This window comes from Phycisphaeraceae bacterium (assembly GCA_019636675.1).
Lineage (GTDB): Bacteria > Planctomycetota > Phycisphaerae > Phycisphaerales > UBA1924 > JAHBXC01.
The window spans coordinates 729,409-751,116 of sequence record JAHBXC010000001.1; the positions used below are offsets into that span (position 1 = coordinate 729,409).

Annotated in this window: 17 protein-coding genes and 1 tRNA gene; 14 read left to right on the forward strand and 4 right to left on the reverse strand. The window is 68.7% G+C overall.

The window, feature by feature from the left end; all coding sequences use genetic code 11:
• Positions 1-5 precede the first annotated feature (5 nt).
• The gene (locus KF684_03100; protein MBX3351896.1) at positions 6-362 is read right to left on the reverse strand and encodes a hypothetical protein; all 357 of its coding nucleotides are present in this window, start codon (positions 360-362) and stop codon (positions 6-8) included.
• 419 nt (positions 363-781) lie between these two features.
• Between KF684_03100 and KF684_03105 the strand changes: the two genes are divergently transcribed.
• Entirely contained in the window at positions 782-2,185 is a 1,404-nt protein-coding gene (locus KF684_03105; GenBank protein ID MBX3351897.1) for a homogentisate 1,2-dioxygenase, read from the forward strand.
• A gap of 114 nt (positions 2,186-2,299) precedes the next feature.
• Positions 2,300-5,407: an LPS assembly protein LptD gene (gene lptD, locus KF684_03110; protein ID MBX3351898.1), complete on the forward strand. Its 3,108-nt coding sequence runs from the start codon at positions 2,300-2,302 to the stop codon at positions 5,405-5,407.
• A gap of 94 nt (positions 5,408-5,501) precedes the next feature.
• Here the strand turns inward: lptD and KF684_03115 are convergent.
• Positions 5,502-5,575 (reverse strand) — tRNA-Ile (locus KF684_03115).
• A gap of 436 nt (positions 5,576-6,011) precedes the next feature.
• Between KF684_03115 and KF684_03120 the strand changes: the two genes are divergently transcribed.
• The 3 genes from KF684_03120 to KF684_03130 all read left to right on the forward strand — a co-directional run bounded on the left by KF684_03120 (position 6,012) and on the right by KF684_03130 (position 9,572).
• Positions 6,012-6,704: a hypothetical protein gene (locus KF684_03120; GenBank protein MBX3351899.1), complete on the forward strand. Its 693-nt coding sequence runs from the start codon at positions 6,012-6,014 to the stop codon at positions 6,702-6,704.
• 118 nt (positions 6,705-6,822) lie between these two features.
• Positions 6,823-7,902 carry an AAA family ATPase gene (locus tag KF684_03125; protein MBX3351900.1) on the forward strand — a complete coding sequence of 360 codons (1,080 nt, stop codon included), beginning with the start codon at positions 6,823-6,825 and terminating at the stop codon, positions 7,900-7,902.
• A complete protein-coding gene (locus KF684_03130) occupies positions 7,899-9,572 on the forward strand; it encodes a hypothetical protein (GenBank protein ID MBX3351901.1) in 1,674 nt (557 codons plus the stop codon). Before KF684_03125 ends, KF684_03130 begins: the two co-directional genes overlap by 4 nt.
• Before the next feature lie 8 nt (positions 9,573-9,580).
• Here the strand turns inward: KF684_03130 and rnc are convergent, their stop codons facing one another.
• Complete coding sequence (gene rnc / locus KF684_03135; GenBank protein ID MBX3351902.1) at positions 9,581-10,366, reverse strand: ribonuclease III; 786 nt, start codon at positions 10,364-10,366, stop codon at positions 9,581-9,583.
• A 379-nt stretch (positions 10,367-10,745) separates the two neighbouring features.
• Here rnc and KF684_03140 point away from each other — a divergent pair, with 379 nt between their 5' ends.
• The 6 genes from KF684_03140 to KF684_03165 all read left to right on the forward strand — a co-directional run bounded on the left by KF684_03140 (position 10,746) and on the right by KF684_03165 (position 19,277).
• Positions 10,746-12,425, forward strand: coding sequence for a GAF domain-containing protein (locus KF684_03140; GenBank protein ID MBX3351903.1), 1,680 nt, complete (start codon positions 10,746-10,748; stop codon positions 12,423-12,425).
• A 135-nt stretch (positions 12,426-12,560) separates the two neighbouring features.
• Positions 12,561-12,707: a 50S ribosomal protein L34 gene (rpmH, locus tag KF684_03145; protein ID MBX3351904.1), complete on the forward strand. Its 147-nt coding sequence runs from the start codon at positions 12,561-12,563 to the stop codon at positions 12,705-12,707.
• Positions 12,708-12,867: 160 nt separating this feature from the next.
• Complete coding sequence (sucC, locus tag KF684_03150; GenBank protein ID MBX3351905.1) at positions 12,868-14,058, forward strand: ADP-forming succinate--CoA ligase subunit beta; 1,191 nt, start codon at positions 12,868-12,870, stop codon at positions 14,056-14,058.
• A gap of 106 nt (positions 14,059-14,164) precedes the next feature.
• Entirely contained in the window at positions 14,165-15,097 is a 933-nt protein-coding gene (locus KF684_03155; protein MBX3351906.1) for a hypothetical protein, read from the forward strand.
• An 11-nt stretch (positions 15,098-15,108) separates the two neighbouring features.
• Positions 15,109-15,975, forward strand: coding sequence for a methyltransferase domain-containing protein (locus KF684_03160; protein ID MBX3351907.1), 867 nt, complete (start codon positions 15,109-15,111; stop codon positions 15,973-15,975).
• Between the two features lie 602 nt (positions 15,976-16,577).
• Positions 16,578-19,277 carry a DNA gyrase subunit B gene (locus KF684_03165; GenBank protein ID MBX3351908.1) on the forward strand — a complete coding sequence of 900 codons (2,700 nt, stop codon included), beginning with the start codon at positions 16,578-16,580 and terminating at the stop codon, positions 19,275-19,277.
• Between the two features lie 221 nt (positions 19,278-19,498).
• On the opposite strand, the gene KF684_03170 is transcribed toward KF684_03165, so the two are convergent.
• On the reverse strand, positions 19,499-19,879 hold the full coding sequence (locus KF684_03170) for a hypothetical protein (GenBank protein ID MBX3351909.1): 381 nt from the start codon (positions 19,877-19,879) through the stop codon (positions 19,499-19,501).
• A 103-nt stretch (positions 19,880-19,982) separates the two neighbouring features.
• On the opposite strand from KF684_03170, the gene KF684_03175 reads away from it, so the two are divergent.
• Genes KF684_03175 through KF684_03185 form a run of 3 tightly spaced genes read left to right on the forward strand, consistent with a single transcriptional unit; the run spans position 19,983 to position 21,684 of the window.
• Entirely contained in the window at positions 19,983-20,468 is a 486-nt protein-coding gene (locus KF684_03175; GenBank protein MBX3351910.1) for a DoxX family membrane protein, read from the forward strand.
• Positions 20,465-21,220 carry a hypothetical protein gene (locus KF684_03180; protein MBX3351911.1) on the forward strand — a complete coding sequence of 252 codons (756 nt, stop codon included), beginning with the start codon at positions 20,465-20,467 and terminating at the stop codon, positions 21,218-21,220. Before KF684_03175 ends, KF684_03180 begins: the two co-directional genes overlap by 4 nt.
• Entirely contained in the window at positions 21,217-21,684 is a 468-nt protein-coding gene (locus tag KF684_03185; GenBank protein ID MBX3351912.1) for a hypothetical protein, read from the forward strand. The genes KF684_03180 and KF684_03185 overlap by 4 nt, the downstream gene beginning before the upstream one ends.
• Positions 21,685-21,708 lie beyond the last annotated feature (24 nt).

Consider the following 21,708-nt stretch of genomic DNA (forward strand, 5'->3'; position numbering starts at 1 on the left):
CGATGTTACGACCCCGCCCGCTGCGAACGCAGACGCGCGAACACGAACTCGGCGAACTCAGGGCTCACCGACGCGAGGTCCGCGCAGCGTACGTCCAGCATCCGCGGCTTGCCGAACGCGTCGCGCACGAACACCAGGGGCAGGCAGATCGCCTCGACCATCAGAGGCAGGTTGTCGGCCGGGGCGGGGATATCCGCGCAGCGTGATCGCACCACGCGCGACCGCTCGCGCAGGTCGACGCGCCACTCGACCGAGCAGGTGTGGTCGGTGTACTCACGGAGCACGCACACATACCGCCCGGGACGGATGTCCTCGGGGGCCAGGGGACGGGCAGCGCTGATCACTTTCAGCGTCCTGGTCATGACTGTCTCACTCTCGGCGCGATCACCGCGCGCCACGGGACGGGTCGCCCGTCGCGCGGCGACGAACGGACTGGTGACTCTGGATGGAGGGGGATGGGAGCGGGGCGCTCCCGGGCGGTTCGCTCGGTCAGCCCACTGTGCGGGGCGACGATCCGGCGTTGAACCGCGACGCTCTGCGCGCACCGGCGTCGTCGCGGCCGATTGGCCGGAAGCGACTGTCGTGTTGGCGCTGAACGCGGGTCATCGCTGGTCCTTGGACGCGTGGTCCGAGCGGGAAAACGCGGCCGGGATGATTGCCGCCGAAGCCCGCGAGTCAACCCCCGCTTCCCGGGCGTCCGCCGCCCACCGGGGGCTATTCGCCCCTAGAATCGCAATATGCCCGCTGCGCGGCCCCGCCGCGCTTCCAAAGGAGACCCGCCGTGCCGTTCTACACGAAACTCGGACAGATCCCCAGGCAGCGCCACGTCCAGTTCCGTCGCCCCGACGGGCGTCTCTACGCCGAAGAGGTCTTCGGGACAGAGGGCTTTGTCGGGCCGACCTCGACGCTGTACCACATCAACCCCCCCACGCAGGTCTACGGCTGGAAGACGGTCTACAAGACCGCGCCCGAGTACGTCGAGACCGACACGATGCGCATGCGCCACCTGATCGGCAAGCGGATCAAGGCCAAGGGCGACCCCATCACCGGGCGCATCGTCCTCATGGGCAACGCCGACTGCGAGATCGGCATCTGCAATCCCAAGGAGCAGATGTCCTACCACTACAAGAACGGCCAGGGCGACGAGTGCCTCTTCGTGCACTACGGCTCGGGCGTCTGCTACACCATGTTCGGCGCGCTGCGCTTCGGGCCCAAGGACTACATCATCATCCCCAAGGGCACCATCTATCGGATGGAGTTCAACCCCCTCCCCGACGACAAGCGCCCCGCGTCCTACACCAAGGACGAGATGCCCTTCGGCAAGTTCCTCGTCGTCGAGACCACCAACGCCAGCCACATCGCGCCCCCGCCGCGCTACCTCTCGAAGCAGACCTCGCAGTTCCTCGAGCACGCCCCCTACTGCGAGCGCGACCTGCGCCTCCCCGAGCTCCCGCTGACCTTCGACGAGGACGGCGAGTTCGAGGTCCGCGTCAAGGCGCGCGACACGATGCACTCCTACATCTACCACTACCACCCGCTCGATGTCGTCGGCTGGGACGGCTGCTACTACCCCTACATCTTCAACATCGACGACTTCGCGCCCATCACGGGCAAACTGCACATGCCGCCCCCGATCCACCAGACCTTCGAGGCGCACAACTTCGTCATCTGCTCGTTCTGCCCTCGCATGCTCGACTGGCACCCCGACGCGATCAAGGTCCCGTACAACCACAGCAACCTCGACTCCGACGAGGTCCTCTACTACGTCGAGGGGAACTTCGGCTCGCGCAAGGGCATCGACATCGGATCCTTCACGATGCACCCCCAGGGCATCCCCCACGGGCCGCACCCCGGCACGATCGAGGCGTCGATGGCGCACACCTACACCGCGGAACTCGCAGTGATGGTCGACACCTTCCGCCCCCTGCACCCCACGAAGGCGGCCATCGAACTCGATGACCCGAACTATCCCAAGACCTGGGAGGGCGAGCACTTCCCCAACGCCGCCCGCGCCAGCGGGCTCAACGGGACCAACGGCAAGGCGCACGGCGCGCACGCCCCGGCCGCCGTCCGGCACGACCACGCCGGCAAGCCCATCGTCGCCGGGCGTCTCGCTGAGCAGACCGGCGCCCCGAGCGCCCCCGCGATCCCCTCGAAGCCCGGCGCCGCCGATGTGAGCGGCTGACCGCGCCTCGAAACCGCTGAACCCCCCGGCGCGGGCGTCCTTCGGGCGCCCGCGCTGTCGTTTCAGGCGCCGAGCGCGTGCGAGCCCGCGCGTCAGCGTGTAGCATCGCGGCCCGTGACGCAAGGACGCACCCGATCACGAACGCTCCTCGCCGCGCTCCTCGTGAGCGCGGGGCTCGCGCACGCGCTCGCGTGCGACGACGCGCGCGCCGCGTCCCAGCCCGTGCTCAACCCGGCGCTGCTCGACGGCTCGTCCTTCGGGGGCCTCGCGCTCACCACAGACCCCCAGAGCGGCGACGCCCACCTGGGCGCACTCCGCGCCGAGGTCTGGACCGTGGGCGACACCCAGCGCGCCCTCCTCACGGGCGACGTTCGCCTGCGCGTCGCCGGGTACACGCTCCACGCCAACCGCGCGTCGGTCTGGATCGAGACCCGATACGAGCCCGACGGCACGCGCCTGCGCCAGCTCGCGGTCTACCTCGACGGCGCGCGCGACCCCGGCGCCGCCGCCGGCTCCGTCCTGCACGCCGACCGCCTTCTCGTGACCGTGGTCGTCACGGGCGATGTGCTCCTGCGGATCGACTCGCTCGCCCGAGGGCGCCCCTCGGACGCGTTCCTCGTGGAAGGCGACCGCCGGCTCGCCCGCTTCCTCATCGACACCATCGCGATCGCCGACGCCGGCGAGGCGCCCCCGATCCTCGAGCCCCTCGACGAATCCGCGCGGATCCCCCGAGCCACGCTCCGCGCGCTGCTCGCCACCTCGGAGGAAATCCTCGCCGCGATCCCGGCCCCCGATCCGCGACTGCCGGCCGACCCCGGGGGCGAGGTCCGCACGGCGCGCGAGGGCGTCGTGACCTTCCACGCGCCGCAGATCTCCCTGCGCAGCGAGCCCGACGAACGCGCCGTCATCCTCGGGGGAGGCGTCACCATCCAGCAGGTCGAGGCGCGCACCGGGCGCACTGTCCAACTCACCGCGACGCGCGCCGTCGTCTTCCTCGAACCCGGCGACCTCCTCGCCGCGTCCTCGCCCACCGAAGCGGTCCGCGGCGTCTACCTCGAGGGCGATGTCGTCGCGACCGACGGCTCCTACACGCTCCGAGGCGCGCAGGTCTTCTACGACGTCCGAACGCAGCGCGCCGTCCTCGTCGACGCAGTCTTCTGGACCTACGACGAGCAGCTCGCCATGCCCATCTACGTGCGCGCCAGCACCATCCGCCAGGAATCCGAGCGCCAGTGGACCGCGCGCGAGGTGCGCATGTCCAACGCCGCCTTCGCCGAACCCACGCTCTCGATCGGCGCTCGCAGCGTCACCGTCACCCGAGCCGAGTCCTCGCGCGCCGAGTCCGCCACCATCGCTCCCAGCGGCGTCGTCATCGACGCGCAGTCGCCGGTCTTCCTCGCCGGGGGCGTGCCGACGCTCCCCCTCCCTCGCTACCGCGGGTCGCTCGACAACCCGCCGCTGCGCAAACTCCAGTTCGACAGCCGCGCAGGGTCGCCCGTCGTGCGCAGCACCTGGGACCTCCAGACCCTCACGAACCTCGAGTTCGGCCCTGGTTTCCGCGCCGACCTGCTCCTCGACGCCTACTTCGACCGGGGCCCGGCGTTCGGGCTCGAGTCCTCGTGGCAGACCCCCGACTCGCGCGGCGGGCTCTTCGGCTACTACGTCTACGACAACGGCGAGGACCGCTTCGGCACCGGGCGCGAGATCGATCGCGACAGCGAGTCCCGCGGCGTGCTGACTTTCGAGCATGTCCTGCGCCTCAACGACGACTGGACGCTCTTCCTCGAAGCCGCCTACATGTCCGACCCGGCCTTCATCGCCGCCTTCTTCCCCGGGCTGGGCGAGACGAGCCGAGAGTTCGCCAGCTCGGCCTATCTCCGCCGGGTGCGCGACAACGAGTTGCTCAGCATCGAGGCGCGCGCGTCGCTCCAGGACTACGTCCCCAACGAATACCTCTTGCAATCGCCCGGCTCGATCACCGAGAAACTCCCCGAGGCGACCTACGCGCGCGTCGCCGACGAGCTGCTCGGGGGCGCCGTGTCGTACACCTCCGAAACCACCGCGTCGAACATGTCGCTGCGGTTCATGGAGGTCCGTCCCGAAGAGATCGGCTTCGACACACCATCCCTTGCGCAGCGCGCCTTCGGCATCGCGCCCAACGCCTCCATCGCCGATCGCCTGCGCGCGCAGGGGCTCGACGAAGAGAGCGTCGCTCGCTTCGACACTCGCCACGAACTCTCGCTGCCCATCCAGAGCGAGACGGCGCGCGTCACGCCCTTCCTCGTCGGGCGCTTCACCGCGTACGACGACGACTTCAGCGAGTTCGACCGCAACGCCGACTCCATGCGCCTCTACGGCGGCATGGGCGTCCGCGCCTCCACCACCTTCCAGCGCATCGATGACAACGTCGAGAGCAAACTCTTCGACATGCACCGGCTCCGGCACCTCGTCGAGCCCTCCGTCACCCTCTGGCACGCCTCCAGCTCCGTCACGCAGGGCGCCCTTCCCGTCTACGACCCGCGCGTCGAGGGCATCAACACGGGCTCCGCGGCACGCGTCGGCGTCAAGCAGACCTGGCAGACCTATCGAGGCGGGCCCGGACGCTGGCGCAGCGTCGACCTCATCGTGCTCAACACCGACTATGTCTATGCATCCGGCGACGCCGATCGCACCAGCCCCATCGGGCGATGGGTCGATTCCCGACCCGAGTACTCCGTCATGGGCGAGTACTTCACCGCCGACGCGCTCTGGCAGGCCACCGACGCGCTCGCCCTCCTCGGGTTCATGGTCTACGACACGGAAGAGAGCGACCTCGCGACCGCCGCGCTCGGCGCAATCTTCGATGTAGCCCCCGACCTGCGCGCCTTCGGCGAGCTCCGGCACATCGAGCCACTCGATTCCACCCTCGTCGATGTCGGCGCCGAGTGGCTCCTGAGCGCGAAGCACTCCTTCGGCGCACTCGGCGTCTTCGACCTCGACCAGGGCGATGTGCAGTCCGTCGGGCTCGAGTTCGAACGACGCTTCTCCCAGATGCGCTTCACCGTCGCGCTCGGCTACGACGACATCTCGGGCGACACCAGCATCGGGATCGCGCTCCAGCCCCTGCGCGCCCGCGGCGCCAACCGCGACCGCGCCCCCATCGGGCGCACGATCCTCCCGAGCGACCGGATGGGCGCCCTCCCCCAGCCCAGCGGCTCGGGACCGTTCACCCCGTCCCGTTGACCGAACCCGGCCCGCCGGTCCCACCCCGGACACCCCAAAAACGACACACCCCGACGCGAAGCCGGGGCGGTTGTCATCGATCGACCGTTGGAAGTGGGCCTGAGTGGATTCGAACCACTGACCTCACCCTTATCAGGGGTGCGCTCTAACCAGCTGAGCTACAGGCCCGAGTTGCCCGTCGCGGCTTCCCGCGAGAGGGCCGGAGTATACCCACCTCTCAGGCGGTTGGCGTCCAGCGACCACCCGCGCCGGACCGACACGCCCGTCGCCCGCTACGCCCAGCGCTGGTTCTGGACCGCGAATTCCCGGAATGCACCAAAGTCCGATTCGGTTCCTGACGATGCCTCTCGCGTCAGCGGCGGTCCGATTCCGGGGCCTCGCCGCCACGCACGCTCGAGAGACCACGACTTGACGCACCCGCGAACCAAAGTCCCACGACGCACCCGTCACGCACGAGCCGCCGCGCTCGACAGACGCCGCGTCCGGTGAACTCTCGGCTCCGCCCCGACGCGGACTCGCCCCACACAGCCCTGTCTCACGCCCGACCCGCGTTCGGATCGGGCGTCTCGACCCACACACCCCCTCTCTCGGAGACGCAGCAAGCATGATCCCCACCGGCACCATCAACGGCTTCCCCACCACCGGCTTCCCCGGCTTCTTCACCAACCCGTTCAACGGCGTGAACCCCGGCTTCACCCCCGGGTTCAACCCCGGCGGCTGGAACTCCAACCCCTTCGGCTTCAACGCCAGCCCCATCTCCGGCTTCAACGGCTTCGGCGGCTTCACCCCCGGCTTCACCCCCGGCTTTGTCGGCGGCGCCATCGGCAACTCCCCCTGGAACTCCATCCCCGGCGCCTACCTCGGCAACTCCTTCCCCGGCTACAGCCCCATCAACTCCTTCCCCGGCTTCAACGGCTTCAACGGCTTCAACCCCGGCTGGAACACCACCCCCTTCGGCATCAACGGCAACGGCTTCACCGGGGGCTTCACCGGGGGCTTCACGGGCGGCTCGCCCCTGAACTGGACCTCCATCGCCGGCTGGAACGGCGGGCCCATCAACACCAACCCCTTCAACGGCTTCAACCCCGGCTTTCAGGGCTTCCCCTTCGGCGCCTTCCCCACGCCCTTCGGCGCCTACCCCGGCTTCAACCCCGGCGTCTGCCCGACCGGCTACCCCTCCAACGGCTACACCAACACCACCGGCGTGAACACCAACACCGGCTTCACCAACGCCAACCCCTACTCGCCCTTCACCGGCAACACCGGCATCGGCGCGACCTGCTCGCACGCCGCCTGAGCGACACCACACCGCACGACTGAACACACGCGGCGCCGCACGGAGGCGCCGCGTTGTTCGTTTTCCGGCTTCGCACGCTCCGCAACACGAGCGCCCCGACGGGAGTACCGTTGGTGTGATGAGCGACGACACGAGACCTTCGAACGCCGACCAGGCCCTGCGCACCCCCGAGGACGCCGCCGCCGCCGTCCAGAAATTCCGCGACGATTACCTCGCCGTCAAACGCGAGATACGCAAGGTCATCGTCGGGCAGGACGAGATCGTCGACGGCATCCTCACCTGCCTCTTCGCAGGGGGCCACGCCCTCCTCGAAGGCGCGCCCGGGCTCGGCAAAACCCTCCTCGTGCGCACCCTCGCCAACGCGCTGCGCCTCTCGTTCAGCCGCGTCCAGTTCACCCCGGACCTCATGCCGGCCGACGTCACCGGCACGAGCATCGTCACCGATGACGACGCCGGCCGGCGCTTCGTCTTCCAGAAGGGACCGATCTTCGCCCAGATCGTCCTCGCCGACGAGATCAACCGCGCCACCCCCAAGACCCAGTCCGCCCTCCTCGAAGCCATGCAGGAGCGCAGCGTCACCGTGGGCGGCACGACGCACGAACTCCCCAAACCCTTCTTCGTGATGGCGACCCAGAACCCCATCGAGCAGGAAGGCACCTACCCGCTCCCCGAAGCACAGCTCGACCGCTTCTTCTTCAAACTCCTCGTGCGCAGCTCGTCACGGTCCGAGTTGTCCGAGATCCTCAACCGAACCACCGCCACGCAGGACGCTCGCGCCGACGCCGTACTCGACGACGCCACGCTCCTCGCGCACCAGAAACTGGTCCGCCGCGCCAAGATCGCGCCGCACGTGCAGGACTACGCCGTCCGACTCGTCCTCGCGACGCACCCGGCCGACTCCGCCGGCGAGGGCGAGCGCTTCGCGCCCCCCATCGTGGACAAGTACGTGCGCTACGGCGCGAGCCCGCGCGCAGCCCAGACCGTCGTGCTCGCCGGCAAGGTGCGTGCGCTGCTCGACAACCGCGCCGCCGTCTCCATCGACGACCTCAAAGCCGCCGCCGCACCGGCGCTGCGTCATCGCATCCTCCTCAACTTCGAGGGCGACGCCGAGGGCATCACCACCGACCGCGTCATCGAGGCCATCCTCGCGACGCTGCCCGTGCAGGCGCCGATCCCCGCCGCGCCGGCCAACGCATGAAACGCCGGGCAGCCCTCACGCTCGTCTGCGCGCCGCTCGCGCTCCTCGGCGCGTGCGCCGGCACGCCCGAACGCGCCAGCGCGCAGCACACGAGCGAGTCAACACCCGACGCGGCTGCTCCCTCGCTCGAGGTGCTGGCCTCGCTCACGCCGGCCGCCGACGCCGTCTTCGCGCTCAGCGATCCGCTCGACATCCCCGTCGCGCTCCCCATCGAAACCCCCGACGACGACGCCCGTCTCGCGTGCGAGCGCGCAGGCATCGCCCTGGCCTGGATCGGCGCACGCACGCGCACGCAGGGCGGGGAATGGATCCCCTCCGTCGACTGGTTCGTGCGCGCGGCCGACGACGCCGACGCCACCGCGCCGCCCGACGCGCGCGGCTCGTGGTTCGCCCTCCTCCCTCGCGCCTCGCTCGACGGCGCAGACTCGCTGCGCGTCGGCGCCGAAACCCTGCCCATCCGACGCGCTAACGCCCCCGTCGCGAACGCTCGGCGCTCCGAACCCTCGCGCAACAGCGGCCCGCTTCTCGCCGCCGCGCTCGATCCCCGCCATCGCTGGCGCGTCGCGCTCGCGCCCGACACGACGGGCCTCCCGGCGATCGACGACCCGGCCCTCGCGTCCTACGCGCGAACGATCGAGGCGCGCGTGCGCGTCGCGCTCGACCGGCTCGCCCGCCACGACGCGACCGCGGCGGACTCGCTCCGCGCCGCGCTCACGCGCACCGTCGCCTTCGACGACGACCTCCTCGTCCCGGCGTTCCCGCCCGATGACGACGCGCTGAGCGATGTCCTCGCGGTCCTCCTCGACGAGCGGGTCCCCATCGTCGCCGCGGCCGACCGCGCGGCCCAATACCTCTCCTCGCAGCCGCGCGCGATCGCCTGGGTCATCGACGACGCCGGGGCCCCGACCGGGGCGATGATCGGCGTCGCCGAGCTCGCCGGGCAGAGCGATGTCGTCCGCGCCGGCGCGCAGCCGGTCGGATCGTGCGACCCGCCCACCCTCGACGCGCTGCTCGCCAACCGGCTCGCGCGCATCTCGCTGCGCTGCCGAGAGGCGCCCTCGCAACGCACAGTGGAAGTCGCCACCGCCGACTGGAGCGTGCGCCTCGACGCCGCGCTCGCGCCGTCGACCGTCTCGCCGCCCGGCCTTCGCATCGGGCCGCTGCTGCCCGAGCACACGATGCGCTCGTGGCTCTCCTCGCGCACGAACCCCGTCGACGCCCGCTGGGCCACCGCCGCGCTCCTCTCCAGGCGTCCCGGCGCCGACGACTGGCAGCTCTACCTCGAGTGCGTCACCGACCCCTCCTCCCCCGCAGCGAGCGCGCCCGACGAAGTCACCTTCGTCTTCGGCCCCACCGACGCGCCACGCGCCGCGCTGCGCATCCGCGCCGATTCCAGCGCGACCCTCACCCTCCGCTCCGCGGCGCTCGGTGAGAGCGAGTCCGCGCTGTCCCCCATCGTCCGCGTCGAGGACGACCGCTGGATCGCCTTCATCGATCTCCCGGAGGGGCTGCTCGAGCCCGACGGCACGCTCCTCCTGGGCGTCGAACGGCGCGACCGGCGCGGAACACGCACGACATGGCCCCGCCCGGCGATGCCCTGGGACGGCGCGCCCTCGCGCCTGCGAATCGATCTGTCCTCGTGGCCGCGCACGACGCGAACCGCGCGCTGACGCGATCCTCAAGCCGGCGCGTTGTCCGATGCCTCGGCGTCCGTCGTCGCGACGATCTCCTCGGCGATCTCGAGCCCGGCGACGATCACCACCTCGCCGTCGCCGTTCTCCGCCGCCACCCCGAGCTGCCGCAGCGCCGCCAGCGCCGCCTGCTGCTCGGCCTGCTTCTTCGAGCGCCCCCAGCACGGATCGAAGGCGCGCCCCTCGATCTCGACGCCGACGAGGAAACGCTTCGCGTGATCCGGCCCCTCCTCGGCGTGCAGCACATACACCGGGCTCGTGCCGAACACCTGCTGCGCGTGCTGCTGCAGCACCGACTTGAAGTTGTGCTGGTGCCCGCTGCTCGCGGCGCGCTGCACGAGCGCCTCGATGTGAGGCAGCAGGAACGCCTTCACCGCGTCCAGCCCCGCCTCGAGATACACCGCGCCGATCACCGACTCCAGCGCCGCCGCCGCCAGCGACGAGGGCAGATCCCCTCGCGTCTGCATCCCCTTCCCCAGCTTCAGCAGCTCCGGCAGCCCCATCGCGTTCGCGATCGTCGCGCAGGTCCGCCTCGACACGACTGACGACTTGATCTTCGTCATGTCGCCCTCGAGCAGGTCGGGGAACTCGTTGAAGATGTGCTCGCACACGATCATCCCGAGCACCGCGTCGCCCAGGAACTCGAGCCGCTCGTTCGACGAAAGACGCGTCTGCGCGATCGACGCGTGCGTCAACGCTTCCTTGAGCAACTCATGATCGGTGAACCGCACCCCGAGGATGCGCTCCGCTGTCTGCAGTGTGGTCTGGTCCATCGCGTCGCGTGCCGCCGCGGGGCGAGCGCGGCATGTACGAATCCCGCCCACGAGGACCGCGTCCTCGTCGAACAAACCGGATCCCAGACGCGAGGGCTGACTGGTCGTCCGTCCCGCGTTCAGTCGCGAGGGGTCGGCCAATGAGCACGCGCGGCTCGGCAGCGACGCATACGACGCCGCTCCTCACAATCTAATCGGCAAACCCCGCCCAAGCAATCATTTCCGCAAAAGTTCGCGACCACCGGCGGTTATCGGGACACCGGAACACGCGACCCCGCCCGCTTCTCACCCAACTCGCCCCCGGATCCGGCCGATCCCACCTGAGCTGGGCGGCGTTCCACGGTTGCACGTCGGGCCAGCGACTTCCGTCCGGAGCCCCATGATGCGGCCCCCCCTGCCCCCGTCCGAGCCTCAGCGCCTCGACGCCCTGATGGAGTGCGGCGTCCTGAATACGCCGCCCGAACAGGCGTTCGACGACCTGACCCGCCTCGCCGCGGCTGTCTGCCAGACCCCCATCGCGCTCATCCCGCTCGTCGCAGAGAGCCACCAGTGGTTCAAGTCGCGCGTCGGGATCGACCTCACCGAGACCTCGCGCGATGTCGCGTTCTGCGCGCACGCCATCCTCAGCGACGAGCCCCTCATCATCGAGGACGCGAGCGCCGACCCGCGCTTCAGAGACAACCCCTTCGTCATCGGCCCTCCCCACGCACGCGCCTACGCCGGCGTCCCGCTCGTCACCCGCGAGGGCCACCGGCTCGGCACGCTCTGCGTCATCGACACACGCGCCCGTCGCTTCTCGACCAGCCAGATCGACGCGCTCAAAGCACTCGCCGCCCAGGCGTCCAGTCAGCTCGACCTCCGCCAGACGCTCCGCCGCATGGAGCGCGCCGAGCTCGGGCTCCACCGCGCGCTCCTCGACGCCAACGAGGCCAACCGCGCCAAGGCCCAGTTCCTCTCGCTCATGAGCGACGAACTGCGCACGCCCCTGAACGAGGTCATCGGCGCCGTCGAGCTCCTGCGCCGAACCGCCGCGGACGACCGCCAGCGCCGATGCGCCGAGATCGCCTCCAACGCCGCCGAAACACTCCTCGAAATGGTCAGCGATGTCCTCGATCTCTGCCGCATCGAGGGCGACGACCTGCGCCTCCAGCGCATCCCGTTCGATCCGCGCGGCGTGCTCAACGATGTCCTCGACGCGGTCCGAAGACAACCCTCCGCCGCCTCGCTCCGGATCATCGCCAACACCGGCGACAAAGCGACCGGCACGCTCCGGGGCGATCCCGCCCGCCTGCGACAGATCCTCGCGAACCTCGCCCAGGCCGCACTCGCGATCGCGGACGCCGGCGCGCTCGAACTCCACGCCGAGGCGCTCGCCGCCGACGAGAAATCGTGCACGATCCACTTCGAGATCCGCGACCCCTCCGGCTGCATCCCCCTTGCGCGACTCGAACGCCTCGCCGACGCCTTCCGACAGATCTCCACCTCCGCTTCACGCCACTTCGCGCGCGTCGGGCTCCGTCTCGCGATCGCGTCTCGCCTCGCCGACATGATGGGATCCCCCATCAGCGTCGACGACGGCCCGGGCGTCGTCTTCTCGCTCACGCTCCGACTCCCGGTCTACGAGTCGCACGCACGCGTCAGCCAGGCCACCGTCTCGCACCGACGCGCCCTCGTCGCCGTCGACGACCCCATCGCACGCGAGATACTCGACCAGCTCCTGCGCTCCACCGGGGTCCAGCCACTCCACGCGGCGCCCGGCGCGGCGCTCGGCGACCTCCTCGCCCGCCACCCGGCCGACCTCGTGATCCTCCAGACCCCTTCGTCGCGCGACGACGCCCTCGCACGGGTCACCTCCCTGCGCGCCGCGACGCGCCTCCCACTGCTCCTGCTCGGGCCCAACCCCTCTCCCGAGGCCTGGCGCGCCGCCGCCGAATCCGGCCCCGCCGATCGCGCCGCCCTCCCGCTCGCCCCCGACGAGTTCCTCGAGAAGGCCCACGGGCTCCTCGGACCCGCCCTCGAGCCCACCGCGGCAGGCCCCGGCGCCCCCCGGGCGGCCTGACCCGACAGCGCGAAACTCGACGACCACGCGTGGCCCGACCCGAGGGCGGCGCCTATCCTCCCGGCCCTCAGGCCCGACGCCCGGGGCGTTGGCCACACTGTCCACTCGGTTCCCTTTCGCCGGAGTCCGTCCTCCATGCACTACCCCAAGCGCCAGAGCAACCGCAAGCGCAAGCGCTCCATCGGCTTCCGCGCTCGCATGAAGACCAAGGGCGGCCGCGCGCTCATCAACCGCAAGCGCCGCGCCGGCCGACTCGTCAACGTCGCCGACAAGCAGTTCTGAGCCGATCCGCGACTCTCGCCGCTGACAACCAGGGCGAGCGCCCGCTCCATCGATTCACCCGCGACGCCCGCCCGGCTCACACAGCCCAGGCGGGTCGCTTTGTTTCTCAGCCGCACTCGCAACTCCCACAGCACACGCCCGCCCTGCCCAGGAGCGCCCAGTGAAGATCCACGAGCATCAGGCACGCGACCTGCTCGCCTCCGCCGGTATCCCCGTCCCCCCCGGCGAGGTCATCACCTCCGCCAAGGACGCCGCCGCCGCCTACGAGCGCGCCAGCAAGCAGGCAGGCACCGACCTCGTCGTCGTCAAGGCGCAGGTCCACGCCGGAGGCCGAGGCAAGGCCGGCTTCGTCAAACTCGTGCGCTCCGCCAAGGAAGCCACCGACGCCGCGACCTTCATGCTCTCCAACCGCATGAAGTCGCCCCAGACGCCCCCCGAGGGCCTCGAGGTCAAGCAACTGCTCGTCGCCGCTGGCGTCGACATCGCGAAGGAGTACTACCTCGCGATCACCACCGACCGCGCCACGCGCCGCAATGTCCTCATCGCCTCGTCCGAGGGCGGCGTCGAGATCGAGGAAGTCGCGCACAAGAACCCCGACGCGATCAAGAAGGTCCTCCTCCACCCGGTCGCCGGCCTCCAGCCCCACCAGGCGCGCACCCTCGCCTTCGATCTGGGCTTCACCGGCAAGCAGGTCAACCAGGCCGCCGACATCATGCTCAAGCTCGCGGCGCTGTACACGAAGAAGGACTGCGCGCTCGCCGAGATCAACCCGCTGATCGTCACCCCGGCCGGCCAGGTCCTCGCGATCGACGCCAAGTTCAACTTCGACGACAACGCGATGTTCCGCCAGAAGGACATCACCGCCCTCGCCGACCCCGCCGAGGAAAACCCCGCGGAACTCAAGGCCCAGGAATTCGGCCTCACCTACATCGCCCTCGACGGCAACATCGGCTGCCTCGTCAACGGCGCCGGCCTCGCCATGGCCACCATGGACACCGTCAAGCACTTCGGGGGCGAGCCCGCCAACTTCCTCGATGTCGGCGGCGGCGCCACCGAAGAAGCCGTCACCGAGGGCTTCCGGATCATCCTGTCCGACCCCGCCGTCAAGGGCGTCCTCGTCAACATCTTCGGCGGCATCATGCGCTGCGACATCATCGCCCAGGCCATCGTCAACGCCGCCAAGCAGGTCGGCTTCCAGGTCCCCCTCGTCGTCCGCCTCGAGGGCACCAATGTCGACCAGGGACGCAAGATCCTCGACGCCGCCCGCAAGGACATCCCCACCATGCAGGCCGGCTCCGACCTCGCGGACGCCGCCCAGAAGGTCTGCGCGGCGGTCGGTGTGCTGAACTAAACGCCCCGCCACGCGTCGGAACCGGCGTCCCTACCGTTCTGCGTTCGGTACAAACGCATCCTCGTGGCGCTTCAGACCCGCCACCGCCGCGACTCTGGAGCCCCCCATGCCTCGCCTCGCCGCCCGTCCCTTCGCCGCCGCCTTCGTCCTCAGCGCCGGGCTCTTCGCCCACGCCGCACCGGCCCTCGCCGCCGCGTCGCAGGACACACCCTCCGCCAACCTCGGGCCCACCTTCGTCAAGGACGCCACCGCCCGCTACGAGATCACCACCACGGCGCGCCAGGTCATCGCCGCGCAGGGCCAGCAGCTCGTCGCCGACATCTCCTCGACGCTCCAGCTCACCGTCAAGGTCGAAGAGGTCACCCCCGAGGGCGCGCGCATCCTCGCGACGATCGACACCATCGACTCCTTCATCCAGTCCCCGGCGCTCTTCACCGAGTTCAGCAGCAACGACCCCGTCGAGAACGACGGCGCGTCCATGCTCGCGCCGCTCCTGCGACCCATCCTCGGCAAGTCCTTCACCGTCTCCCTGACGCCCACCGGCTCCACGGCCAACGTCGACGGCATCGACCAGCTCCTCCCCGCCGATCCCAACATGCAGCAGCTCGTCGCGCAGGCCATCGGCGCGCAGGGCCTGGGCACCGCCGTCGTCGGCCTCTTCGTCCTCAAGGACGGCATGGAGCCCATCGCCAAGGGCGACAGTTGGGAAGACGTGCAGCAGGCCGCCGCCCCGCCGCTGGGCGTCATCACCATCACCACCAACGCCAAACTCACCGATGTCACCAGCGAACTCGCGAGCGTGTACATCACCGGCGTCGCGACCTTCACCGCCGATGCCGCCGCCACGGCGCAGGGCATGACCATCGCGATCGAGGAATCGAAGATCGAGGGCGAGGTCATCTGGGATGTCAAGACCGACATGCTGCGCTCCTCCGTCAGCAAGTCCGTCATGATGCTCACCATGCGCAGCGTCATGGCCCCCGACTCCAAGCAGTCCGTCCGCGTCGAGAACGAGTCCTCCGCCAAGCGCCTCGACTAAACTCCACACGCATGAGCACGACCTCGCCACCCAACGCGTCGTCACCCGCTCGCCAGTCCTACATCCTGGGCGTGAACCAGGCCGAACTCGACCGGCTCGGGCTCCAGCACCAGCTCTGGGCCTCGCGCACCGGCGCGCTCTGGGAACGAGCCAGCATCCGCGTCGGAGACTCCGTCCTCGACATCGGCTGCGGCCCCGGGTTCGCCTCCTTCGACCTCGCCAGGCTCGTCGGCCCCACCGGACGCGTCGTCGCGATCGACGAAGCCGAGTTCTATGTCGAACGCCTGCGCGAGCAGTCCCGCGCCCGCGCCATCGACCACCTCGAAGCGCTCCAGGGCGATGTCCAGCGCCTCACCGAAACGCTCGGGACCGAACCGCGCTTCGACGCCGCCTACGCGCGCTGGGTGCTCTGCTTCGTCAAGGACCCCGCCGCCGTCGTCGCGCAGGCCGCCTCGCTGCTCAAGCCGGGCGGGCGCCTGATCGTGCAGGACTATTTCAACTACCAGACGATGTCCCTCGCGCCCAAGCACGACGCGTTCGACCGCGTCATCGACGCCGTCCGGCGCTCCTGGCGCGACCGGGGCGGCGACCCCGACATCGGAGGGCGCCTCCCCGCCATGATGCGCAGCGCCGGGCTCACGGTGCGCGAGATCACGCCCCAACTGCGCGTCGCGCGCCCGAGCGAAACCCTCTGGGCGTGGCCCGACTCCTTCTTCCGCAACTTCGTCCCCGAACTCGCCAAACTCGGCTACATCACCGACGACGACCGCGCCGCGTTCGAACACGAATGGCAGCGCGCCAGCCACGACCCCGACGCCTTCATGTACACGCCCCCGCTCGTCGAGATCGTGGCGGTGAAAGAGGTCGTGGGGCAATAGGCAATAGGCAATGGGCGAGGAGTACTGGCGCCCCGGGGCATCTGCGTACAACAGCGACTCGCGCTCTTCCTCTCTCGCCCCCTCTCCTGTTCGGCGCAGCCGAATGGGAGAGGGCTGGGGTGAGGGCTACCTCTTCTCCGGGCTTCGCTCCCCACTCTCTGCCTCTCTCTTCTTCTTTCTTCTTCCCCTCCCGCGCCCCATGTCATTCCTGACCCGGGCTCCACCTCTCCCACGCCTCGATCGCGCACCCGTGATCGTCTCGCACAGTCAAACTTCGCTGCGAGCGCCACCCCCATCCTTCTGCCCTCCGCGCTCTCCGCGTCCTCGGCGGTGAGTCTCTTCCGCTCGGGTCTGTCGCATCCGCAGATCAACGAACCACGCGCGCCGCCGCCCCCATTGCCCATTGCCGATTCCCCATTGCCCTCCCCCCCAAAACCACCAAAAATCCGCGGAAAACCCACGCCTCCCCCCTCGTGCCTCCTCCCGCATGCCCCGTGCCTTCCGACCCTCTTTCGCCTATCATTCTCGACTTGTCCGAGGCTCCTCTCCTCCCCTCCGGACGCCCCTTCCAGCGGCCCGCCCCGCCCCCTCCACGAGCGACCATGCCCGACACCCAGAACGCCCCCAACGCCGCCGATCGGCCTTCGCATTCGAACTACACCGAGGACCAGATCAAGGTCCTCGAGGGGCTCGAAGCCGTTCGCAAGCGCCCCGGCATGTACATCGGCGACACCGGGCTCGCCGGGCTCCACCACCTCGTCTACGAAGCGGTCGACAACTCCATCGACGAGTGCATGGCCGGGCGCGCCACCTCCGTCACCGTCAAGATCCAGGCCGACGGCTCCTGCTGCGTCATCGACGACGGCTCGGGCATCCCCGTCGGCCCCATGAAGCACGAGAACCCCGCCCTCAACGGCAAGCCCGCCGTCGAGATCGTCATGACCATCCTCCACGCCGGCGGCAAGTTCGGCGAAGAGGGCTCCGCCTACAAGGTCTCCGGCGGCCTCCACGGCGTGGGCATCTCCTGCGTCAACGCACTCTCCGAATGGGTCGAGGTCGAGGTCCGGCGCAGCAACAAGATCCACCTCATCACCTTCGAGCGCGGCAAGGTCGACAAGCCCCTCCACGTCGTCGCCGAGATCGACCCCGCCTCGCCGCGCAAGTCGGGCACCGCCGTCACCTTCAAGCCCGACCACCAGATCTTCCCCGACACCACCTTCGACGCCTCCGTGCTCGCGACGCGCCTGCGCGAACTCGCGTACCTCAACCCCGGCGTCATGATCCGCTTCATCGACGAGCGCGTCGGCGCCGACGGCAAGCCCCGCGACGACACCTACAAGTTCGAGCGCGGCGTCCTCGAATTCGTCGAGCACCTCAACGAGGCCAAGAACACCTACACCCCCTCCATCTTCCTCAAGGGCGAGAACCCGGCCAGCAACCTCGCCTGCGAGGTCGCGCTCCAGTACCACGACGGCTACAACGAACTCCTCCTCTCCTTCGCCAACAACATCAAAACCGTCGACGGCGGCACGCACCTCTCCGGCTTCAAGACCGCCCTCACACGCGTCCTCAACAACTACGCCAAGTCATCCGGCATCGTCAAAGAAAAAGACCCGATGCCCAGCGGTGACGACCTGCGCGAGGGCCTCACCGCCGTCGTCTCCGTCAAACTGCCCGACCCGCAGTTCGAGGGCCAGACCAAGGGCAAACTCCGCAACACCGACGTCGAGGGCTTCGTCTCCTCCATCGTGGGCGAGAAACTCCAGACCTGGCTCGAAGAGCACCCCGCCGACGCCAAGCGCATCTGCCAGAAGGGCGTCCTCGCGGCGCAGGCGCGCGAGGCAGCGCGGCGCGCGCGCGAACTCACCCGGCGCAAGAGCGCGCTCGACTCCGGCTCGCTGCCGACCAAACTCGCCGACTGCAAGACCAAGGATGTCGAAGCGTCCGAACTCTTCATCGTCGAGGGCGACTCCGCGGGCGGGTCCGCCAAGCAGGGACGCGATGTCGTCACGCAGGCGATCCTCCCCCTGCGCGGCAAGCTCCTCAATGTCGAGAAGGCCCGGCTCGACAAGGTCCTGGGATTCGAAGAAATCCGCACGCTCATCCAGGCCCTCAAGTGCGGCATCGGCGAAGACTTCGACAGCGCGAAACTCCGTTACGGCAAGGTCATCATCATGACCGACGCCGACGTCGACGGCTCCCACATCCGCACCCTCCTGCTCACCTTCTTCTTCCGCCAGATGCCCGAGCTCATCCGGCGCGGTCGCATCTTCATCGCCCAGCCCCCGCTCTACCAGATCGCGCGCGGCCGGCAGGTGCAGTATGTGCTCAACGAGTCCAAGATGGCCGATGTCCTCATCGACCTCGGCCTCGCCGGCGCCTCCCTCCTCGTGCGCGATATCGCCAATCACGAGACCAAGGGGCCGCCCCCCGTCCTTCGCACCATCGAGGGCGACAACGCGCGCCGGCTCGTCCAGCAACTGCGCCGCCTGCGCGAGCTCGTCGACATCGTCGAGCGCCGCGGCATCCGCTTCCCCGAACTCCTCGAGGCGCGCGAGCGCGACCCGTCCGGACAGCGCCGCCTCCCCTCGCACCGGCTCTCCTGGCGCACCCTCGCCACCACGGGCGACCAGCCCGACATCGAGGGCGCCGAGCTCTTCGCCTGGGGCGAAGACCACGGCCGCCAGCTCGCCACCGAACACAAGGTGCGCATCGCCGATGTCGCCGGCGCGACCGACGCCACCGAGGCGATCCCCACCGACAACCGCCCCGCCGCGACGCTGCGCGAACTCCACGAGAACCGCGAGATCGCGTCCCTCATCAAGACCCTGGGCGAACTGGGCCTCGAGATCGAGGACTACGCCCTCGTCCGCGAGGAGTCCGTCACGGGCGAACTGCTCCCCACCAAGTTCGCCTGGCGCGCCCCGTCCCGCGCCGCGAAGAAGGCCGCCAGGGAAAGCGACGCCGACAGCGCCGACGACGCGAACGCCGACGCCGGCGCGTCGCCCGCCGAATCCTGGAAGCACTACGACGCGCCCAATGTCCCGGCCATCCTCGACGCGCTCCTCGAACTCGGGCGTCGCGGCATCGAGGTCAAACGCTTCAAGGGGCTGGGTGAAATGGACGCCGACCAGCTCGCCGACACCACCATGCGCTACGACAAACGCACGCTCGTCCGCGTCACTTGGGACGAAGCCGGCGAAGCCGACCGCATGTTCTCGCTTCTGATGGGTGAGAACGTCGAGGACCGGCGCAAGTTCATCGAAGACCACGCCCTCGAAGTCAAGATGCTCGACATCTGACGCCGCAGGTATCCCGGCGCCACCACACGAAGTGTGGTGCTACCCAACCTCCGGGCTTCACTCATCTGCTCTCCGGTGCCCCGGGGCATCTGCGCAGCAGTGACCCGGGCTCTTGTCCGGCTCCCTCTCCTATTCGACGCAGCCGAATGGGAGAGGGCCGGGATGAGGGCTACCCAACCTCCGGGCTTCCCTTCCTAACCTCTGTCTTTCTTCGTACGCCCTCAGCGCGAAGCCGACTCTTCCGTTGATACCGATGATGGCTCCGCGCTCTCTTCCTCAAACACCGGCAGCGCACACTCCCCCGGCTCGAACACCTCGTTGCCCGCGTCGAAGCAGTTCACCGTGCCGCAGTGGGGGCACACCACGCCGTACGCAGTCGTCGGGTGGTCGCGCAGGTCCGTCGAGCAGGTCCAGCACACCGGCTCCGCCATCGCTTTGGTCGACCCGCCCAGCAGCGCGATGAGCGCCCACGCCGCGACGCCGATCATCGGGAGCGTGAACCACCCGGGCAGCAGCGACAGCACCCCCGCCGTCGCGATGGGCACGCCCAGGAGCGACAGCCACGCCCTGATCTTCAACCTCGCCAGCCGCGTCGTGTGCATGCCGGGGAGTGTAGCGAACCGCCCTCGAAAGAAAATTCTCGGACTCCCTTGCAGCCCCCCCTCCTTGTGGTACCTTGTCCTCAGTTCAAAGGAGCAAACGACCATGAGGTGTCCGGACCTCGTTCTCGGGATGTGTCGTGCCGGGCTGGCCCTGATCTTCGGGTACGCCGGCATCCAGAAACTGCGTGACCCTGCACCCACCGCCGAGTTCCTCGCCGCGATGGTGCGCCTCGATGTCGCCCCCGGCGTCGTCATGGCGCTCGGCGCGGCCGAGATTATCCTGGCCCTCGCCCTCTTCGCGAAAGCCGCTGATCGGCTGACCGCGCGAGCCGCGCTGGTCGCCTCCTCGGTCTTTCTCACCTTTCACGCGCTCACCCTGACGCGCGACACCCCAGCCCCGCCCTGCGGCTGCATGGGCGCCGCCGTCGCCGAGACACCCCTCCACCCCGGCTGGTGGGTCGCCTTCACCGGCGCGATGATCGTCGCGTCGGGCGCGCTCCTGCTGGCGTCACCACGCGCCGCTTCCCCAGCGCATTCCGGCGCCGAAGCCGACCACCCCGCCGCTCCCCTTCCGGAGATCGCGTCATGAGAGATGCCACCGCGCGCCGCCGCGCCGTCACGCTGCTGGAACTCCTCGTCACTGTCGCCGCAACGGTCGTGCTGACCACGATCCTCGTCATCACCATCCGAGGGGTGCGGGGACAATCCCTGACCGCGATGAATATCAACAATCTGCGGATGAGTGCCCAGGATTTCTATGCATGGAGTGTCGAAAATGACAGCAAACTGCTGAATCTCGAGTCACCCCAGTCCGCACTTTACACTCGAACGCATCGCGACTTGCCAAACCCGCCGACCCAGCTGTTTCAGGGGCTCTACTGGGGGCTAAGTATTAATTGGCAAGAATACTTTGCCGTCCATTACGGACGCCGCTCGGAGCACTGGACAACCGCGTTTCGACAGACTGTCGCAGACGATCCAAGCATTCCTGCCCAGGCGGGAAGGATTGTGGAACCCTCCTTTTTCTATAGCCCAACCATGTTTACATCTTCGTCACTCTGGACAGACCCGCCCCCATCCAATAGTCTAGCCGGCGCAGCGAACTTCTTCAGAACGCTGCGACTGACTGACATCGCACATCCCAGCCGAAAAGGCCTGCTGGTCCATCTCAATGTTCCCGTGTCGAATGAGATGCATCATGTCGCCTTCGTGGATGGGCATGCCGCTGGACACACAACGGTCGAATTAACCCCCCCCGTTCAAAGCCCAACGAGCCCGACCGGAGCCCCCGGCAGACCGATACTGCACACCCAATCCGGACATGAAGGAGTAGATTTATGAACGTCTTTCATCACAAGATGCTCGCACTCGCCATCGCGGCCGCATTTGTCTTTACGACAGGTTTTCTTTCGTCATCCGATGCGCAGATTATTGACTGCCCGTCTTCATTTGATGTCTGTATCTATTGCGACAGCCCTGGATTTGAAGTCGGCGTCCAGTTCGGGACATGTAGCCTTGGTCCCGGCAGCATTATTATCGAACCCGCGGACAATTGTTACGGTTTTCAACGCCCCCTCGGCTTCTGCTTCAATCCAGACGCGCCGTGTGACACGGCATTTATTTGCTGTGCTGGAGGAACCATTGGCTACTGGGTCTGTAATCAATGGGTGTTTGAAACCCTGGAGTGTTTTCGACCTCTCTTGTGCTCTGCGGTCTGCTGCGCGAATAATCCTACGCCTCAGATAGTCATCAAGACCTGCGAGGATGGCGCGCAGTACACACAGGTTAGATTTGTCTGTTTCTGAGACAATTCCCCGTCCTGCCGACCC